The organism is Burkholderia sp. AU4i (assembly GCF_000466765.1).
GTDB lineage: Bacteria > Pseudomonadota > Gammaproteobacteria > Burkholderiales > Burkholderiaceae > Burkholderia > Burkholderia cepacia.
Genome location: NZ_ASSI01000029.1, coordinates 67587 through 86949 on the forward strand (window position 1 = coordinate 67587; position 19363 = coordinate 86949).

Genomic DNA, 19363 nt, shown 5'->3' on the forward strand with positions numbered 1-19363 from the left:
CTTAATCTCGAAAAAGACGCTATGTTACGCCGCGCGTCATGAAAAGACGTGGTGTCACGCGTCGGAAAACTCGGCCCACTGCCACGCGTCGGGCGCGGCCAGCAGCGCGTCGACCAGCCGGAAATTCATCTCGTGGCTCGGCCGCAGCGCGCTCACGCGCGCCAGCAGCGGCGCGCCGGCCAGCGCGAGATCGCCGACCAGGTCGAGCACGCGGTGCCGGACGAATTCATCCGGCAAGCGCATCCCGCCCAGCACGCGGCTGCCGACGATGGACGCGGTGCACGACGGCCGTGCGCCGCGCAGGATCGGCACGCCGCGCAGATAGCCGGCGACGATCGCCGGCACGGCCCATTTCACGCGCCCGTACGAGCGCGACGGCGCGATTTCGGTTTCGAATGCGGCCGGCGTCAGCGCACCGTCCCAATGCATGTCGCCGAAGCCGCGCAGGTCGTTGCGCACGCTCAGTTCGTAACGCGGCGCCGGCTCGACCCGCATTTCGCGCCGCTGGTCGCCCTCGCCATCCCCGACGACGACGGGCCGCAGCACGCGGATGAAGCGTTTCGGCGCATCGAGCGCGACCCGGCCGCACGCGCGGATGGCATCCACCCACGGCGTGGCGCTGCCGTCGAGAATCGGCACTTCCTCGGCGTCGATCTCGACGATCGCGTGATCGATCTCGCATGCGAGCAGCGACGCGAGCAGATGCTCGATCGTGCGAACGCCGACGCCGTCGGCATTGCGCAGCATCGTGCAGAGCGGCTGGGCGCGGCGCAGCGCGGGATCGACCGGCAGCGTCGCGAGCGTGCGCCCCTGCGCGACGCGACGGAACACGATTCCCGTCACGCCGTCTTCCGGCCGCGCGGGCAGGATCCGCACCCCCACCCGGCGCCCCGTGTGCAGCCCGTGGCCGTCGATCGCCAGCGGACCTGCCAGCGTGCCCTGGCGCGTCGCCCAGCCGGACGGCGCGCTCATCGCGCGACCTCCAGCGTCGGCGACACCTGGCCCGCCACGGGCGCCGGCCGCGTATCGAGCATCGCGCGCGCTTCGCCTTCGATCGCGTGTTTCGCGGCAAGCGCCGCAACGGCTTCCTGAGCGGCATCGGTCGCCGCCCCGGCGTCGGACGCATCGGCCGACGCGCCGATCGAATCGACGATGCGTCCGGCCAGCGTCGTCACCGACGCGCCCTCGGCAATCGCCATCACCGACAGCTTGACCTCGAACGCTTCCTCGACCGCCAGGCCAAGCTCCATCCCCATCAGCGAATCCATGCCCATGTCGAGCACCGACTTGTCGAGCGCGATGCGATCCGGCGTCATGTGCAGGATCCGCGCGATCTGCGCCTGCAGCGTCCGGGCAACCAGCGCGATTGCTTCATCGCGCGGCAAGGCCAGCACTTCTTCCCGCAACTGCGTGCCGCCGTCGCGCGCATCGCCGCCCTTCGCATGCGATTGCAGCAGCGAATACCGGCGTGCCTTCGCGGCGGGCATCCCGCGCGCCACGGCATGCCAGTCGAGCCGGACCACGGCTTCGCCGGCCGCGCCCGCGACCAGCGCGCGCTCAAGCGCGGCCATCGCCTCGTCGGACGTGATCGAGGCACCGCCGATCCGCGACTGCAACGCCTCGCGCGTATCCGCGTGGCGCGCGAGGAAGCCGACGTCCTCGAGCGGGCCCCACGCCATGAACGTGCCGGGCAACCCGGCCGCGCGGCGATGTTCGACGAGCGCCTCGAGGAAGGTGTTGGCCGCGACGTAGTTCGACTGCCCCGGATTGCCGAGATAGGTCGTCGCCGACGAATAGACGACGAACAGGTCGAGCGGCAGCGCGCGTGTCGCGCGATGCAGGTTCCACGCGCCGGCCACCTTCGGTGCGAGCACCGCGGCCATCCGCGCATCGTCGAGATTGCGCACGAGGCCGTCGTCGATCGACATCGCGGAATGCAGCACGCCCTTGAGCGGGCTGCCGCGCCGCACGATCGCGGCAATCATCGCATCGACCGCCGCGGCATCGGTCACATCGCACGAGACGACATCGACCGTGACGCCGAGCGTCGCGCGCCAGCGCTCGACCTCCTCGCGGGCCGCACCGGCAAGCTCGCCGGAACGGCTCGCCAGCGTCAGCCGGCGAGCGCCGCGCTCGACCATCCAGCGCGCGCTCGCAAACCCGAGCCCGCCCGTGCCGCCGACCACCAGGTACGTGCCATGCGGATCGAGCGCGAGCGAGCCCGCGCGCGTGACGCCGCGCGTCGGGGCCGGCGTGCCGGACGGATAGGTCACGAGTACCTTGCCGATCTGGCGCGCCTGCTGCATGTAGCGGAACGCATCCTCCGCTCGTTCGGCGGGGAACGCGCGATACGGCAGCGGATGCAGCACGCCTGCGGCGAACAGCGCCATCACTTCGCCGAACAGGCGTTCGGTCAGCTCCGGCAACGCACCCATCAACTGGTCGGCATCGATGCCGAAATAGCTGATGTTGTTGCGGAACGGCCGCAGCCCGATATGGCTGTTTTCGTAGAAATCGCGCTTGCCGAGCTCGAGGAAACGACCGAACGGACGCAGCGTGTCGATGCTGCGCACCATCGCTTCGCCGGCGAGCGAATTCAGCACGATGTCGATGCCCTGCCCGCCCGTCAGCACGCGAATGTCGTCGGCGAACGCGAGGCTGCGCGAATCGAGCACGTGGTCGGCACCGAGCAGGCGCACGAACTCGCGCTTCTCGTCGCTGCCGGCCGTCGCGAACACTTCCGCGCCGAAATGGCGTGCAAGCTGGATCGCGGCGATCCCGACGCCGCCCGCGCCGCCGTGCACGAGCACGCGCTCGCCGCGACGCAGCCGAGCAAGTTCGACGAGCGCGTAATACGCGGTGAAGAACGTGGTCGGCACGGTCGCGGCTTCCTCGAACGTCAGACGCTCGGGTTTCAGCGCGATCGCTTGCGCGCGCGTCCTGACGCGCGTCGCGAACGAGGCCGGCGCGAAGCCGAGAATCGCATCGCCCGGCGCGAATGCCGTCACGGCACTGCCCACGCGGACGACGCGGCCGGACAGCTCCATGCCGATCGTCGCGCCCGCGAAACCGGTCTCGACCGCCTCATCGGACAAGAGCCCCATCGCATACATCACGTCGCGGAAATTGAGGCCGGTCGCAACCGGCTCGATCTCCACCTCGTCCGCGCCCAGCGCGCTTTCCGGCAACGCGAACCATTCGAGATTGCGCAACGAGCCCGGTGCATCGAACGCGAGCACGGCCGCACGCGCGATCGCGCCATCGCTGCGAGCCGCGGCCTGCGCGGCCGTCAGCATGCGCGGCACCAGACGCCCGTGTGCGCCCAGGACGACTTCTTCCTCGACCGCCGAGCCGGTCAGCTCGCGAATCAGTGCGTCGGGAATCCCGTCCACCGCGCGATCGACGTCGATCAGGCGGCACGCGAGTTCGGGATGCTCGTTCGCCAGCACGCGACCGAGGCCCCACAGCGTTGCCTGTTCCGGATGCGCATTCGCGGCCCCGGCGAACGGCGCGCCGCCGCGCGTGACGACGGTCAGGCGCGTGGCCGCGTTCGGCTGCGCGCCGAGTGCACGGACGAGCGCCGCCAGCGCGATCGCGCCGTGACGCTGCGCAGCCATCAGGCCGTCGCCCGTCGCCGATTCGGCCAGCGGCGTTTCCGGTGCGCAGAACACCACGTGCGCCGGCTGCCCGGCCGGCAACGACGCAATCGCGTCGACCGCATGCGTGATGTCCACGATGTCGGCCGGATAACCCGCGCGCGCCAGCGCGTCGGCCAGCTGCCCGCCGAAACCGCCGGCGGCACCCGGCGCGTGCATCACGAGCCATTGTTCGTTGCGTGCGAGCGTACCGAGATCGCTCGAGTCGCCGGTGCGTTGCGCAGCAGCGGCGCTCGCGGGGTTGCGCGCGATGACGAACGTCGGCGTACCGTCCAGATCGAGCGATTGCTCGACGTGCCGCACGACGTCGACGTAACCCGCGCGTGCGAGCGCTGCCTCGAGATCGGCCGGCGCCAGCGGCGCGGGGGCAGCGGCTTCCGTCGACGTTGCCTGCGAGGCGAACACGATGTCGGAGAAGCGGCCGTGACGCGATTCGGCCAGCAACAGCAGTCCGCCCGGCGCCAGCCACGACCGCATCGCATTCAGTGCATCGACCACATCATGACGGTCGCTCAGTGCGCGGTTCGCGACGATCAGGTCGTAAGGCCCGGCGTCATCGGCCGACAGCGACAGCCGCTCGCCCGACTGCAGTGCCACCGTGCGCACCACCGCTTCCGCATCCGTGTCGAAACCGGCCAGCTGGCCGGCCGTCGCCGCGATCGTGTGGTCGCAGCGCGCGGCAGCGAGATGCATCCCGAGCGTCTGCAGCACGTCGCCGTCCGTCGCGCCGAGTTCGAGCACACGCAGCCGGCGTGCCGGCTGCCATGCATCGACCGCCTGCTCGACGCTTGCGGTCAGCAACGCGTGCACGTGCTGCCACGTCGGCGACGCGGCAAGGAGCTGCTCGACCAGGCTGTGCCCGGTCGGCGACAGCAAGCGGGCTCCATCCTTTGCGCCGCCCAGCACGTCGGGCAACGCCGCGCCGCAATGCGCGAGCAGCGTCAGTTCGGCCACGTGCCCCGGCGATTCGGCCAGCAGTCCGCGCCACAGCTCGTCGAGCGGCGGCAGCGCCGCGCACGCTGCGTCGTCGCGCACGAGCAGCGCGCCGTCGCGATGAGCGAGACCATCCTCGACCAGCATGTCGGCAAGACGCGCGGCCAGCGCCGCACGCCCGGCCGCCGGCTGCCAAGTGCCGGCGAATGCGCCAAGCGCATCGAACGCGCGGAGCGCGTAGAGGCTCGCCAGCACGTCGAGCAGCGGCAGGATTTCGGTCAGATGCTGCGTCCGGCGGACGTCGTTACCGGTTGCGTCCAGCCGCGCGACGGCTTGCGCGAGCAACGCGTCGGGAGCCGGCAACCCGGCTGCATCGACGTCGCCCGGCAGCGGCATGTCTTCAAGGCGATAGACGAAGCGTGCAGGCAGGTTCTGCCGACGGCCGACGAGATCGACGCGCCGGAACCGGCAAGCGCCGAGCCGCGCGACGATCGCGCCCAACGCGTCGAGGAATTCGAAATGCGCGACGATCGAATGCGGGCTGTGCCGGTCGATTTGCACGCGCACCCGCTCGACCGTGTCGCCGCGCAGATAGTCGACCCGGCCGATCTGCACCGGCACGTAAGCCGGATGCTCGCCTTCGCGGGCGTGCGCCGCCAGCAAGGCGAACAGCGGATGAAACCCGCTGTCCATCAGCGCCGGATGCAGCAGATACGCGGACAAGGCCCGCGCATCGCCGCATGCGGCCGGCGCGGCGACGTCCGCCAGCGCCTCGCCGTCACTCGCGGCAACCCGCACGGTGCGAACCCAGCGGAACGCCGGCCCGTAGCCGAGGCCGATGGCCGCGGTGTTTGCGTACAGCGTGTCGCCGTCGGCCGCGGGCAGCGCGAGCAGACGATCGAGCACGGCGGACGGCACGACGCTCGTATCGCCGAGCGCGTTGCCGCTTTCCAGCATCCGCCCTGTTACGTTCAGCGTCCACGCGCTGTCGGACATCCGGTCGCGCGTCTCGATCGTGAAGGTCGCGGTGCGCGGCTCGATCACGAGCCGGAACAGTTTCGCCTGCTGCGGCTGGAATACGACCGGCGTGCGGATCTCGACGTTTTCGAGTGCCGCATCCGGCGTATCGAAGAACGTTCGCGCCGCGGCGAGGGCCATTTCCACGTAACCCGCGCCCGGGAACGCCACGCCGCCGTCGACGACGTGATCGGCCAGCATCGGCAGCTTCGCCGGATCGAGCTGGTTTTCCCACGCGAATGCGTGCTCATGCAGGCGATAACCGAGCAGCGGATGCTCGCGACGGCGATTGACGAGGCCGTACCCTTCGACGGTCGGCGTCAGCCAGAAGCGGTCGCGCTGCCACGGATAGGACGGCAACGCAGCACGCGATTCGCCCGGCGCAAAGCGGTCGGGATCGACGCTCGCGCCGTGCGCGATCGCCGCGAGAATCGCCTGCCGCAGCGTCGCCGCGCTTCCGTGACCGCGCTTGAGCGTCGGCAGCGCCGTGCCAGTTGCGCCGGCGGCCGTGAGCGCCTGCTTCACGTACGTACGCAGGATCGAGTGCGGCGAAACCTCGACGAACAGTCGCACGCCCTGCTCGATCAGATGCGCGATGCCGTCGCCGAAGCGCACCGGCTCACGGATATTGCGCCACCAGTAGCGCGCATCGAGCTCGGTACCGGCAAGCGCGCCGCCGGTCACGGTCGACACGAACGTGCCGTTGCCCAACTGCGGCCGCAGGCTCGCCAGTTCGGCCAGCACGACCGGCTCGATGCGATCCATGTGGCTGCTGTGGAATGCGTAGTCGAGATCCAGCATCTGGAAGAACTTGCCGCTGCCGCGCAGCGCCGCCTCCAGTGCCTGCAGCCCCTGCAGCTCGCCCGCGAGCGTCACCGCATCGGGGCTGTTGATGCCGGCGATCTCGACACGGCGCGCAAGCCCGTGGCGCGCGATCAGTTCGCGCGCCGCTGCATCGCCGATGCCGATGGCCGCCATCCGGCCGCTGCCGCGCGTCATCGCCTGCGCGCGGCTGCGGATCTTGATCACGCGCACCGCGTCGGCGAGCGACAGCGCGCCCGTCACCCACGCTGCGGCAATCTCGCCGACGCTATGGCCGATCGCCGCGTCGTAACGCATCCCGCTCGCATCGATCACGCGGATCATGCCGACCTGGATCGCGAACAGCAGCGGCTGCGCGTTCTCCGTCGCGGCGAGCCATTCGGCGCCCGCGCCGGCCAGCCATTCCGCGCTCGGGCCACCGCGCATCACGTCGACCAGCGACGGGCTGCCGTCGGCGCACCACAGCGCGTCGACTTCGTCGAGCGCCGCGCGGAAGACGGCGTTCTCGGCATAGAGCTCGTTGCCCATCCCGACCCACTGGCAGCCGTTGCCCGAGAAGACGAGCGCGGTGCGTGGCGTGTCGGCCGGGGCCTGGCCGGTCGCTACGCAGGCGGGCAACCCTTCCGGTGCCGGCTGGGCCAGCGCCGCGAGTGCCGCACGGCCTTCGTCCGCGTCGGCCGGCGCGACGATCGCGCGATGCTCGAGCCATTGACGACGACGTGCGGCCGCGGCGGCAAGCGCCTGCCAGTCGCCGCCGTTGTCGAGCATCGACAGATAGCGGCCCGCGAGCGCGCCGAGCGCATTCGCGCTGCGCGCGGTCAGGACGAGCGGAGACAACTGCGCGTGAGTCGGCTCGGGCGCGGCCGCCGACGCCTCGTTTGCAGCCGGCGCCTCGGTCAGCACGACGTGTGCGTTCGTCCCGCCGAAGCCGAACGAGTTGACGCCGACCGTCAGCGGCGCGTCGCCCGCGTCGAGCGGCATGAAGCGATCGACGACACGCAGACGCCCACCGTCGAAATCGATGCCAGGATTGGGCGTGACGAAATGCAGCGAGCGCGGTACCGCGCGATGCTTCAGGCACAGCACGGCCTTCAGCAGCCCGGCCATGCCGGACGCCGTTTCGAGGTGGCCGATGTTGGTCTTCACCGAACCGATGAGCAGCGGACGATCGGCCGGGCGCTCGCCCGACACGACGTCGATCAGCGCACGCGCCTCGATCGGATCGCCGACCGCCGTGCCGGTGCCGTGCGCCTCGAGATACGCCAGGGACTGCGGATCGATGCCCGCGCGCGCGTAGACGCTGCGCAGCAGCGATGCTTGCGCGGCCGCGCCCGGCACGCTGATACCGCCCGGCGAGTGGCCGACCGAGTTCACGCCGGAGCCGGCGATCACCGCATGGATCGTGTCGCCGTCGGCGAGCGCGCGATCGAGCGGCTTGAGCAGCACGAACGCGCCGCCTTCCGAGCGGACATAACCGTCGCCGGTCGCATCGAACGCGCGGCAACGGCCGCGCGGCGACAACATCGACGCCTTGGAGAAGCTGACGAAACCGAACGGGTGCAGCAGCAGGTTGACGCCGCCCGCGAGCGCCATGTCGGCTTCGCCGGACTGCAGCGCCTTGACGGCCTGGTGGAGCGCGACGAGCGACGACGAGCAGGCCGTATCGACGGACATGCTCGGGCCGCGCAGGTCGAACAGGTAGGACACGCGGTTCGACGCGATACTCAGGGTGTTGCCGGTCGCCGAATACGGATCGATCACGTTCAGATCGTCCATGTTGCGGTTGCCGTAATCCATACTGGCGGCGCCGACGAAGACGCCGCAGTTGCTGCCGCGCATGTCGGCCGGGCGCACGCCGGCGTCCTCGAACGCTTCCCATGCGAGTTCGAGCAGCAGGCGCTGCTGGGGGTCCATCTGTGCCGCTTCGCGCGGGGAAATGCCGAAGAATGCGGCATCGAAGCCGGCGACGTTGTCGACGACGCCGGCCGAGAACGTGTAGCTCTTGCCCGGTTCGCGCTTGGACGGGTGCTGGTAGAAATCGGTGCCGAAGCGATCGGCGGGGATTTCGGTCACTGCGTCGCGTTCGTCGCGCAGCAGTTGCCAGAAGTCGCCAAGATCGTTAGCGCCCCCGGGAAACCGACAAGCCACCCCAATTATTGCAATCTTACTGTTCATCTTTTATGTCGCTTTCTCGGATGCGCACGGCTGTTTCGTGCGGTTTCCGTCATCTTGTACCACATGCAGCAGTGCCGCTCCTAACTCCTCGGCGGCCAAATTCCGGCATCTCGCCACAACTGTGCCGTAATTTCGCCAAATAAAGTAATCGCTGCGTTGCGGAGTAACGCCCAGCTTTTGGAAAACATGAGGCAAAGCGGGGACGTGGTCGCCGTAGAAACAAACGATCGTTTCACGACTACTGGTACGCAGATAATCGATCAGGCGCCCGATCATTGCGTCCGCATTTTCTATGTGCCGCAGATACGCGGTCAAATCTCGCCAAGATGCGTCCTCGCCGAGAGTATGCCGTGAAGACGATTCACCAGGCAAAACCTGCTCGAGGTGTAGCGGGCCGTGGTTTTCCATCGTCATCGCAAACACGAAGCGCGGGCCGTCGCTACCGGTCCCCTCGAGTTCCGCGACGATCGCATCCGACACTGCCGCGTCCGCCACGTAGGGACCTGCTCGGGAAGCCGACGAAAAGTGGCGAATATCGAGAAAGCGTGTGAAGCCGAGCAACGGAAATACCCGATGCCGCCCGAAGAAATCTGCATAATAGGGATGAATCGCGACCGTGTCATAACCGCAACGGCCGAACCACGAAGCGAGTGACGCAATTTTATTTCTTGCAAAAGCGTAAGGATAAAAGCGCGCGTACCCGAGCGAAAAGGATTCCGTGCCGGTCAGCACCGCGAATTCCGTTCGCATGGTGTTTGCCCCCCACGCAGGCACTGTCATCTCGCCATGCCAGACGGCCTCGCGACGCGCGTCGTCGAAGCGCCTGAAGAGACTCGGCTCGACCGCCTCTCCGAGCCGGCGCGCATCGAAGAACGATTCGCTCTGGATCACGATCACGTCAGGGCGTCGCGTCGACTTGCCGGTTGCGAACGGCCCGGCCGCCACGACCTCGCAAAACCGGCGAAACGTGGCCGGTCGCAAACCATTGAGCAGATAGCCAACGAACACGGAAAAAAAGCCGCGTCGACGCTGGTCGGCATCGGGATCGAGCGTAAACGGCAGACTGGCTGCCACAGGCACCGCAAGCATGAACGGCAGCACCGCCGCAAACCACATCAGTGCGCGGGAGCCTGGAGACACGGGCCGCTCGACGACAAAGCCCGCGATCACCAGCATGATGCCGGCACCGATCGCGACAACTTTGCCGAGACTCAAAAACGGCAAGTAAAGACGGGGATGCGAAAACAACTGGCTGAAAAGGCTCAGGTCAGTAAATACGAACGGCTCTCGCAATGACTCGTACTTCGCATTGCTGACTGCGGCGACAAGACCAACGAGCGCAAGCACAGCGAAGGCCGAAAAGAGCGGCCGTGATGTAACAGCAAACACCACGTCGAACAGGAAGACTACGGAAAGAATGTGAAGCACTGACGACAGCATCGGCCGTCGCAGCGGCGCCCGCGGGACGGCAATCGCATCGACCGCGAACGACAGCACAACGGTGGCCGCCAGCGTCACGGCAAGACGCGCGCTCAATTGACCCGGTCCTTCGAAGGCAGATAGGACAGACGATCGAGGATTGCGTCGGATAGTGCAGCGGGCAGGATTGACAGCAAGCGCATGCCGAACGCGAGCAGCCCGGGGAATGCGATCTCACTGTGGCCCGCGCCCAACCGGCGCCGGATGTATGCAGCCGCGCGTTCGGCACTCTGGAGGAACGGCTTGTCGCCAGGAAATACGTCGCTCATCGCCGTCTTCACGAAGCCGGGCAGGATCACCGTGACGCCGACGCCGCTTCGTGCAAGCAGCGGCCGAACCGAGTCGCCATACGCTTTGATGGCAGACTTGCTTGCGCAATAGGCCGGCGAAATCGCCATGCCGCGCAGAGCAGCAATCGAACTGACCATGGCAATGCGGCCGCACCTGCGAGCGCGCATACGGTCAATGACGGGCAGAACCGTATTCAGCGTACCGTAAAGATTGGTATCGATGACGCGCACCGTACGCTCGAGCCCCTCCCAGTCTGAGGCCGACGCAATCGTGCTGGCAACGCCGGCGTTTGCGATTAGCAGGTCGATCGGGTGAAGGGCGTCGAAATCATCAAGCCAAGCGGCGATAGCCGCCGCGTCGCACACGTCAATTGCCCCGGTCTCGACAGCAGCACCACGCGAGCGACAGGCTACCGCGGTCTCAGCGATCCGTTCGCAATCGCGACCGACTAGACCGAGCACGATGCCCGGTTGCGCATAGGTGAGTGCAAGGGCTCGGCCGAGGCCTGCGCTCGCACCCGTAATGACGATATGAACAGGCCCGCGGCTACGCATCCACGCAATCCAAACGGTCGACAGCGCCCTTCACCGCCATCGCAATGCCAGTGTGCGTATAAAAATCACCGTTGATCTGCGTGTGATGCATCACGTAGTCGAGAAAGGCATGATAGAGGACCATATTGGGCGGTTCGCTGTTGCTCCAGAAGTCATCCAGCCCTCCCTGCCAAGTCAGGCCGCGCATATTATATATGGCAGTACCGAGTGCCATTAAAGGGCGCTCATGGTGCAAGGCAGACAAGCCAACCGTACTGTTGACCACTACCACGCCACGCGAAAACTGCAGTAGCGTAGGCAGATGGCCGGAGTCAATAAAGCGCAGACGCCCGTCAATACCAGCTGCACGCGCGAGCGACATCGCGAAGCGCCGATATTCGATCAACCCCGTGTCGAACGGATGATTCTTGATGACCAAGGTTGCGTCTTGGGATGCGTGCTTCGCGAACGACCGAATCACCTGATCGATGGCATCGCGCACGCCGTCAAAAGGCGAATGCACAATGATCTGCGCATCGGAATTCAGTTGCAGCGGAAACAGATAGTACGGCCGCCCACAGTCGAGCAACTCGCGCGTAACCGCCTCGGACTGACGGTGATGCCGGCCACGCAACAATGTACGCACCGCCAACCCCGTGTATTCGACTAGTCCGTTACGCGGACGATGGCTACGGTAGCATGGGAACCGCCAAGCTAACAGGGCGTTCGCGACACGGTATGCGATGTCATGAAAGACTCGCTCAAAAAGGTTGTACCCTGTTGCCACTCCGGGTTGCGCCGGCGGAACATCCCCTTGAAACTGAAGGATATTCTCGGGATTGTTCGGCATCAGCGATCGACCGTTGACGCCGTGACGCTCAAGCGTAATCCAGTGCGGGCGAATATAACCTTCCTCGAACACGTGCAACCGAAGGCCATGCCGCTCGGATACCAAATGCATGTGCTGGTGGATTTCACGGCAATCGCCGAACATCAAGACGTCCGTAATCCCCTTCTGACGAACGAGATCCGCATACCAATCCGGGAGTTCGGAAGTCTTCCCGCGATAGTTGATGACGTCCCTCGTCCGGCCGTACAACCAGTCGCCGCCGCAAAAATTGACACGGCATACCGCGTGACCACGGGCGGAGAGCGCCTCCGACAACCGACTGAAGAACGGGGAAGCCGTGCCTTGCAGCACAAGAAAAGAGCGAGGCATCGAAATATCAACCAACCGGGCATCCCGGGGGAATCGCCCTCATTCATCGAATCGGGCGCTGGAATTGGCATTCATCGCGCCGGGATTGCTCGCGATTCGCAAGGCCGCCGAATATAGCATTCCAAACTGAGCGCCCACAAGGCAGCAGACGAAATATGTGGCGTATTACAACGTCCCGGTCGAAGTGCCTTCCGCCACGCCGACCAACACTCCGGCACGCCCCGTCTGCGCGCCCGGGCACGACGCAAACGCCCTCCCTCCCGGGCCGCCGCCCGCCTGCACCCGAGCCGAATCCGACTCTGCTAGTTCGGTATTTTTCAGATCAGACAATTGGTCAGAATAATTTGGGGTGCCGCCAATTTTCGATAGCACCCACGTGGAGTGCGAACGACGGCAAATGGCCCACCAGCGGTGGCTGGCAATTACACCCGACCTGTACACCATGTGGATATAGCCACAATCTTTCTGTTATGTGCATCTACATCACGGCGAATTCGCGCCCTGTCGAACGCCACCGCACAATATAGAACACAAAAGTGTCAGCTACGAGTGATATCGTGCACTCAACGCAGCTATAATTTCGCGCGCAGCCGTCCCGCGGAATTCAGCGCGGCATGGACAGCAAGATCGCGACTCCGCTCCGGCCTGTGGTACGAAGAGCCAGGAACGGCACATGATTGTACGTCCCGGGATGTGCACCAGGCAGTTTGCGCCCAGCCTGAACAGCACCCCGGATTTCTGATGAGCCCTCCGCCAGACAATGATGCTGGTGACGAAGTGAGGGCACCACATTCCTGCGGAAAAGAGTTGGAACAGATCTCTAGCAACACTGCAACGAACAATCAGTCGACATCAGCCAGACGCAGCCTGATCGATAGACTTAAGCACATGAATCGACTGTTTGTAATCACGGTCATCGTCCCGGCCATTATTGCAATCGTCTACTACGGCCTGATCGCCTCCGATGTGTACGTCTCTGAGTCGCGCTTTATTGTAAGAAGTGCATCTCGGCAGAGCTCCAGCAGCGTCATGGGCGCCCTGCTGCAAGGGGCTGCCTTTTCCCGCACGCCGGACGATGCATACTCCGTCATCGACTATATCCAGTCGCGTGACGCGCTTCACGAACTCAATACCAACAGCGGCATCGCGACCGCCTACTCTACACAGGGCGACATCTTCAGCAGGTTCCACGCAAGCCTCGACGGCAGCTTCGAATCGCTGTGGAGGTACTACGGCAAGCACATTGTGTCAGTGAATCTGGATTCCGCCTCCGGCATCGCGACACTGCAGGTACGCGCCTATACCGCCAATGAGGCCGCCGGCATCAATGAGAGGCTGCTGGAAATAAGCGAACGCCTGATCAACGAGATGAACAAGCGTGCCGCGGACGACACGGTGCGATTTGCCCAACGCCAAGTCGACGAAGCCGCGGATCGAGCCAAGGCAGCCGCAGTCAACCTGGCGGCATATCGAAACGGAAACTCGGTTTTCGACCCTGAAAAGCAGTCAGCCCTGCAACTTCAGCAAATCACGAAACTGCAGACGGAGCTGTTCAGCGCTCAGACCCAACTTGTGCAACTGCAGTCCATCGCGCCGAAGAACCCTCAGATTCCGGTGCTGACGCAGAATATCGCCATGCTGCAGAAGCAGATCCACGATTCCACCGGAGATGTCACCGGCAGCAAGGGCTCGTTGTCGGCAAAAAATGTCGCCTATACGAAGTTGCAACTGGATTCGGAAGTTGCCAATAAGCAACTTGCCTCGACCATCTCCGCATTGGAAAACGCCCGCAGCGAGGCAGAGCGAAAGCAACTTTACTTGGCTCGACTGGTTCAACCGAACACTCCTGACGTCGCAACCGAACCCAAGCGACTCAGATCGATATTCGAGGCAATCGCACTCGGAGTGATTGCATGGGGAATTTTGAGCCTGTTGCTCGCAGGAATTCGCGAACATCACGATTGATCTGTTGCGACACCATATTCTCGGAGAGCTGCTAATATAGCGATCCCATTTAAACACGATGGCGCAGGCAATTCGGAAGCCTGCGCCATCGCACGAGAAGAATGGCGGAGAGGCATCGCTCGGCTTGCGGATGCAATAGTGCGAGAGCTTTATCTGCAGAGCGGTCGGTTGCATCTTTCCGGCAATCAATCTTTCGCCCCTCCCATAGTTCGAAGCCACCTCTCCGCTGGATGGCAATGCAGTACGTACGCTCCCGCCGAGCTTACTCAATGACTTGCCGCACGACCGAGAACATACTTCGCAATGAAACTCCGATCATCGCGCGATATTCCCCCGAATCGTAACGATCGGAATTTCACTCTGACCGCCTCATCGACACGGCAGATGGCAGGCAGGAAGTTCACGATTTTTAATTCGGCAATTACCTTCAAGAAGGTTCAAAACCATGCAGCCCACTGAAATCGCTCACTTCAAGAACCGAATCCGACAGGTAGTTGCAAAGCAAACCAACCGAATCCTGCATTCCAAACTCGAGAAGGCGGTCGATCCGACACAGGTGCATACCAGCGGCCCGGACTCGATCGCACCCGATATCGAGCGCATCAAGCAGATCGCCATCGAGTTGCGCGGCGCAGTTCATGCGTCAGCCGGCACACACCATCACGCCACGCTCGAGCCGCATCCGTTGCCACCGTTGCCTAGTGTATCTATTCCCGCCCGGTTCGATCTGGCCTACCCTGCACTACCTACCTATCCGAGTTTCGTCGACTTCTTCGACGAAAGCCACGAACGCTTCCTTCACCGGTTGTTCACCCACCTCCTGCACCGGGAGCCTGATGAAGCTGGCCTCGAGCATCTGCTTGAACAACTCCGGTCGGGCGACTCCCAACTTGCAGTCCTTCTTCACATCTGGGCATCGCAGGAACGAAAACTGCTCGGCACGCAACTCGCAGGAATACGGCGTGCGAAACGACTTCTGTTTCTCTCGAATCTTCCGGTAATCGGCCGCCGATTTAAAGGCAAGCTCGGGCCATCGGCCTCGGGCAAAAAAACAATCCAGTTTTCCGCGACGACGCTCCAGCAGTATGAAGACGAGGGATTCGTCCGCTCAGCCTATCGTGTCATCTTGAGGCGCGAACCGGACACCCAAGGCCTCCGTGACTACCTGAATCAGATCAGGTCTGGCATCTCGAAGGTCAAGATCATTCAGAATTTGCGCGCAAGTCGAGAAGGACAGGAAGCCGCGACCGCTCTCCACGATATCGCCTACGCGAGCATGGTGGAAACGCTGGAGGCAATCCCCGTGATTCGCTGGATCGCTTTCCCGTTCGTCGTTCACTACCGTACATATCGCGTCGCGAAATTGGCTCAGCTGGCCAATAGCACCCTCATCGCCAATACCAATGCCCGCGCCGCAGCCGCAGATTCCGCATTCCAGCGGATCCTGATTGCCATCGGGGAACGCGATCAAATCTCGAATATCCAGGCCTGTATTGCGCGTGATGCGATCACGTCCCTGCAGGGGAGCATCGATGCCACGTCCAAAATGATTGCCGAATACGCCAAGCGTTCTCCGTGGATCGCCTACGACGAACGAATCCGGAAGCTCGAGAAGAAAATGCAGTCGGATCACGATCATCTCGCACGACTCGTCAAACTCGAGGACGGCGCAACGCGCTCGGACGACATCCATCGTGTCCTCTTCAGCACCATCGAGGACAGCAGGAAAACAAATCAAACCTTCGCCCTCGAACTGAAGAGCGAAATCGATCGTCTCCGCCAAGACATACTCGACACCGCCCGTGTCGCTCCCGTAGTGGCCGACACCCCTCAGCCGAGTACACACGCTACTTCCGGCACGGCCTCACGTGTGCAATCCAGTTTGTCCGAGGCCGCCGTCAGCAGCGCATCGGCGACACACGACCGGTCGCTTGCAACCTTGCTGGATTTCATCGCGGAAAACAACGGGGTCCGCGATTCAGAGATTGAAATACTGCAACGGGCGGTCGACGTACTCCGATCGAACGTCGACCACATCGTCAAGGAGCGAAAACGCTCCGCAGAACAACCTCAGTGGATCATGTACGACGAACGTCTCCGTGCGCTCGAAAACAGGATCAGTCGCATTGAGCAAAGCGGACATCGAACGAACAACTTCCGCGAATCGAGCGGTTCCACCGAGCAGGCCCAACTGCTTGCCATCGCAAAACAACTGGATTCGTTCAAACAGACGCTGGACGACACGTTGACGAAAATCTCTGCGACGGTCGGTCACGCGACTGAGGGAGCGACTTGGCAGCCTCCTCGCGACACGTCACATGATGTGCACGTAGGGTCACAAGACTACGCAGTCGTCGATAAAAAAGCGCAAAAAAAGGCATAAACGATCATGAATATTTTGATTTGCAATGAACGGCTTCTGTTTCGCTTTGGCGTCGATCGACTACTCCTGATTCTCGCTGAGAATCTTCGCAAGCAGGGACATCACGTCACTGTGATTGCGAATAACTTCAACGAATCCGTGGTAAAAAACGCCGCCGATCAAATTTATCGAATTCCGGATGGTGCCGAGGCCTACATTCAACTCGACACTTTTACGTCAAAGTGGATCGACAGAGCATGGGACGAGCTGTTCTGGAAATCGAAACCTGACGTCGCAATTATCGGAGGCTGGCCATTTTTCTCCACGATTCCGGTTCTCGAAAAGCATAATTGCCGGACCCTGTTCATCGACTGCGGCTCCGTCCCGCTCGACGGATTCGAGGGGCACGCTCTTGAAATTCAGCTTTACCTGAAGGAACTGCGTAAAAAGCACTTGCCAAGTCTGACCAAGATTTCACCGATCAGCCAGTTCATCGCGACATCGCAATCCGCGGTCGACGCTCCCTCGGTGTCATCCGCGACGATCCTGCTTGGCGCGGATCACATGGCAGATGCGATCTGGGACGATGCAGCCCAGAATTCCGAATCGCTCGCGTCGCCTATCCTCGATGCCTCGAAAGGAAAAAAACTGAACATCATCAACTTGGGCCGCTGGGAACCCGGCTGCTACAAGAATTCCGAATGCGTATTCGACATCTCTACCGAGCTGTCACAACGAAATATCGACCACAACATCTTCGTGCTGGCTGATCCCCAGCAGTTTGAATGCCCCGCGTCCGCACGAAATCACGTGCACCCGGTCGGCTTCCCGAGCGATCTGCAACTGCAGGATCTGATGCACGCCTGCGACGTCGGTATTTCCGTGTCGACCTGGGAAGGATTCAATCTTCCGCTCGCGGAGATGCAATGGTTGAACAAGCCCACATTGGTGTTCAATGTCGCTGCACACCCCGAGGTCGTTGTTCACCCGTGGTACCTGTGTGGAAATACAACCGAGATGGTGGACAAACTCGCCTATTTGCGCGATTCCGCCGACGTCGTTGCCGCCGATCACTGGCCGGAGCGGACGGTGTTTCACCGGGATTTCCGCTGGCGGCGTGTCATCGGCCAATATGTCGACCTCATCCGCGACCTCGGTCACGCCCGCAGGAAGGTCTTGATCGACGTGAGCAACGCTGCAATTGACCCGGCCAACTCCGGCGTCATTCGCGTCACGCGACGACTCAGTCGCGAGCTACAACATTTTGTGGATCCCGTCTTCGTTATGTGGGATCCAAGCATCAAGCAGTATGTGTTCCCGACGGAGCATGAGTACAAGCAGTTGTCGCAATACAATGGCCCAGTCGCCGGGAATGCCTTGCCGCGCTCTCCGGCGGGCAAACGCAAGCTGCTGAGCGACCGTTCGGATCTGTATCGCGGCAACAATACGTGGCTTCTTCTGACTGAAACCATATTCGAGAAGAATGGAGTCAACATTCGAAAGTTCTGCAAGCAGAACGACATCCGGACGGCGGCCATCTTCTATGATGCAATCCCCGTGCTCCGACCCGACTACGTCAAGGACTCCGCCATTCGCGAGAACCATGCGGACTACATGCGAGGCATCTCGCATTGTGACGTGGTCGTTCCCATTTCCCAATTCTCGGGCGACTGCCTCGATACGTTCTGGAAAGCGAACGATCTCGCCGGGCCGCGGGTCCGTGTCAACGCCCTGCCCGGCGAGTTCGGTGGCACGTCCCGAGTTGTCGCCCCAGCCAACTCGTCGTCCGAAGGACCGATGCGCATTCTCTGCGTATCGACGCTGGAACCCAGAAAGGGGCACAGGAAAATACTTGCGGCCCTGCGAATGCTGGCAAAGGACCATCCTGATTTTGACTGGGAAATCACGTTTATCGGGAATCGATATGCAGGGGCCCAGGACATTGCCGACGAGATGACGGCATTCTGTCAATCCGAACCCCGTGCGAAATGGCTCGGTATCGTCGACGACGACACGTTGCGTAGGGCCTACTCCGATTCGACACTGACAATCTACGCCTCCGAAATCGAAGGTTTCGGCATGCCCATCATGGAAAGCCTGTGGCACGGCAAGCCGTGTATTTGCCACTCGGATGGCGTGATGCGTGAGCTCGCGAGCGACGGCGGCTGCCTGACGGCAGATATGACAACACCCGGCCGAATCGCGGATGCCTTGTTCAAGATGGGCAGTGATCTGGCACTGATACAACGCCTGACTGAACAGGCCGGTAAGCGCGCCATCAAGAACTGGCAGGAATACACGTCCGGCTTTCTCGAGATACTCGACGAATCGACGGATACCGAGGACGAAGATGCCCACGACGACGACGTGCAGGCGGCCATTGGTGAATCGCTGTCGCTCATCCGTGACTACGGCATCAGCACCGCATCGCGTGTCTTCCTTAACGCCCTTTTCAAACGGGTGTCGCTTGGTAGCACGCTCATCATCACTGACAAGCAGGTAGACGCATTGATACAGGTGCCCGATGGGCGCGCAGTATTCGCGCTCAACCCGGACGACAAATCGCACGACGTCCGCTCGGGTGACGACCACGTCGTCCGCATCAGCGGACCGATCGATATTTCGCTTCCGCTCGTGCTTGAAGAACTCGATGTCCGGGGCCCCTATCCAGATTCGATACTGGTCGTGTCCGATGATGAGCGCCTGGTCGCACAAGCCCTCGACATCACCCATGCATACGCGACGAAGCAGCCGCTCGCCGTTTATCTCGAGACGAACTTGCCGGACATGATCAGGCTGAAACGGCACGCAGTCTTTCAAAACGATCGTATGTCCGTCGTTTCCAACGACCGCCGAAATTCGGAACCGACAGGCGATATCGTGTCACTCGGGAGCTAACGTCAAGAGTGGT

8 protein-coding genes are annotated in these 19363 nt (G+C 63.0%); 3 read left to right on the forward strand and 5 right to left on the reverse strand.

The features are described from left to right. Nucleotides 1-54: 54 nt before the first annotated feature. The 5 genes from L810_RS04565 to L810_RS04585 are packed head-to-tail and all read right to left on the reverse strand — an operon-like array spanning nucleotide 55 to nucleotide 12125. Complete coding sequence (locus tag L810_RS04565; protein WP_021157189.1) at nucleotides 55-972, reverse strand: UDP-3-O-acyl N-acetylglycosamine deacetylase; 918 nt, start codon at nucleotides 970-972, stop codon at nucleotides 55-57. After that, a complete protein-coding gene (locus L810_RS04570) occupies nucleotides 969-8603 on the reverse strand; it encodes a type I polyketide synthase (RefSeq protein WP_042973180.1) in 7635 nt (2544 codons plus the stop codon). The genes L810_RS04565 and L810_RS04570 overlap by 4 nt, the downstream gene beginning before the upstream one ends. A 3-nt stretch (nucleotides 8604-8606) precedes the next feature. After that, complete coding sequence (locus tag L810_RS04575; protein WP_021157191.1) at nucleotides 8607-10139, reverse strand: LTA synthase family protein; 1533 nt, start codon at nucleotides 10137-10139, stop codon at nucleotides 8607-8609. After that, entirely contained in the window at nucleotides 10136-10927 is a 792-nt protein-coding gene (locus L810_RS04580) for an SDR family NAD(P)-dependent oxidoreductase (protein WP_042973182.1), read from the reverse strand. The genes L810_RS04575 and L810_RS04580 overlap by 4 nt, the downstream gene beginning before the upstream one ends. Further along, the gene (locus L810_RS04585; protein ID WP_042973196.1) at nucleotides 10920-12125 is read right to left on the reverse strand and encodes a capsule biosynthesis protein; all 1206 of its coding nucleotides are present in this window, start codon (nucleotides 12123-12125) and stop codon (nucleotides 10920-10922) included. The genes L810_RS04580 and L810_RS04585 overlap by 8 nt, the downstream gene beginning before the upstream one ends. Before the next feature lie 807 nt (nucleotides 12126-12932). On the opposite strand from L810_RS04585, the gene L810_RS04590 reads away from it, so the two are divergent. From L810_RS04590 to L810_RS04600, 3 genes are all read left to right on the forward strand, one after another. Further along, nucleotides 12933-14090, forward strand: coding sequence for a capsule polysaccharide export protein (locus tag L810_RS04590; RefSeq protein ID WP_042973184.1), 1158 nt, complete (start codon nucleotides 12933-12935; stop codon nucleotides 14088-14090). 445 nt (nucleotides 14091-14535) lie between these two features. Next, nucleotides 14536-16473, forward strand: a complete 1938-nt coding sequence (locus L810_RS04595; protein ID WP_021157196.1) for a DUF4214 domain-containing protein — start codon at nucleotides 14536-14538, stop codon at nucleotides 16471-16473. A 6-nt stretch (nucleotides 16474-16479) separates the two neighbouring features. Further along, entirely contained in the window at nucleotides 16480-19350 is a 2871-nt protein-coding gene (locus tag L810_RS04600; protein ID WP_021157197.1) for a glycosyltransferase, read from the forward strand. The last annotated feature ends 13 nt before the right edge of the window (nucleotides 19351-19363 follow it).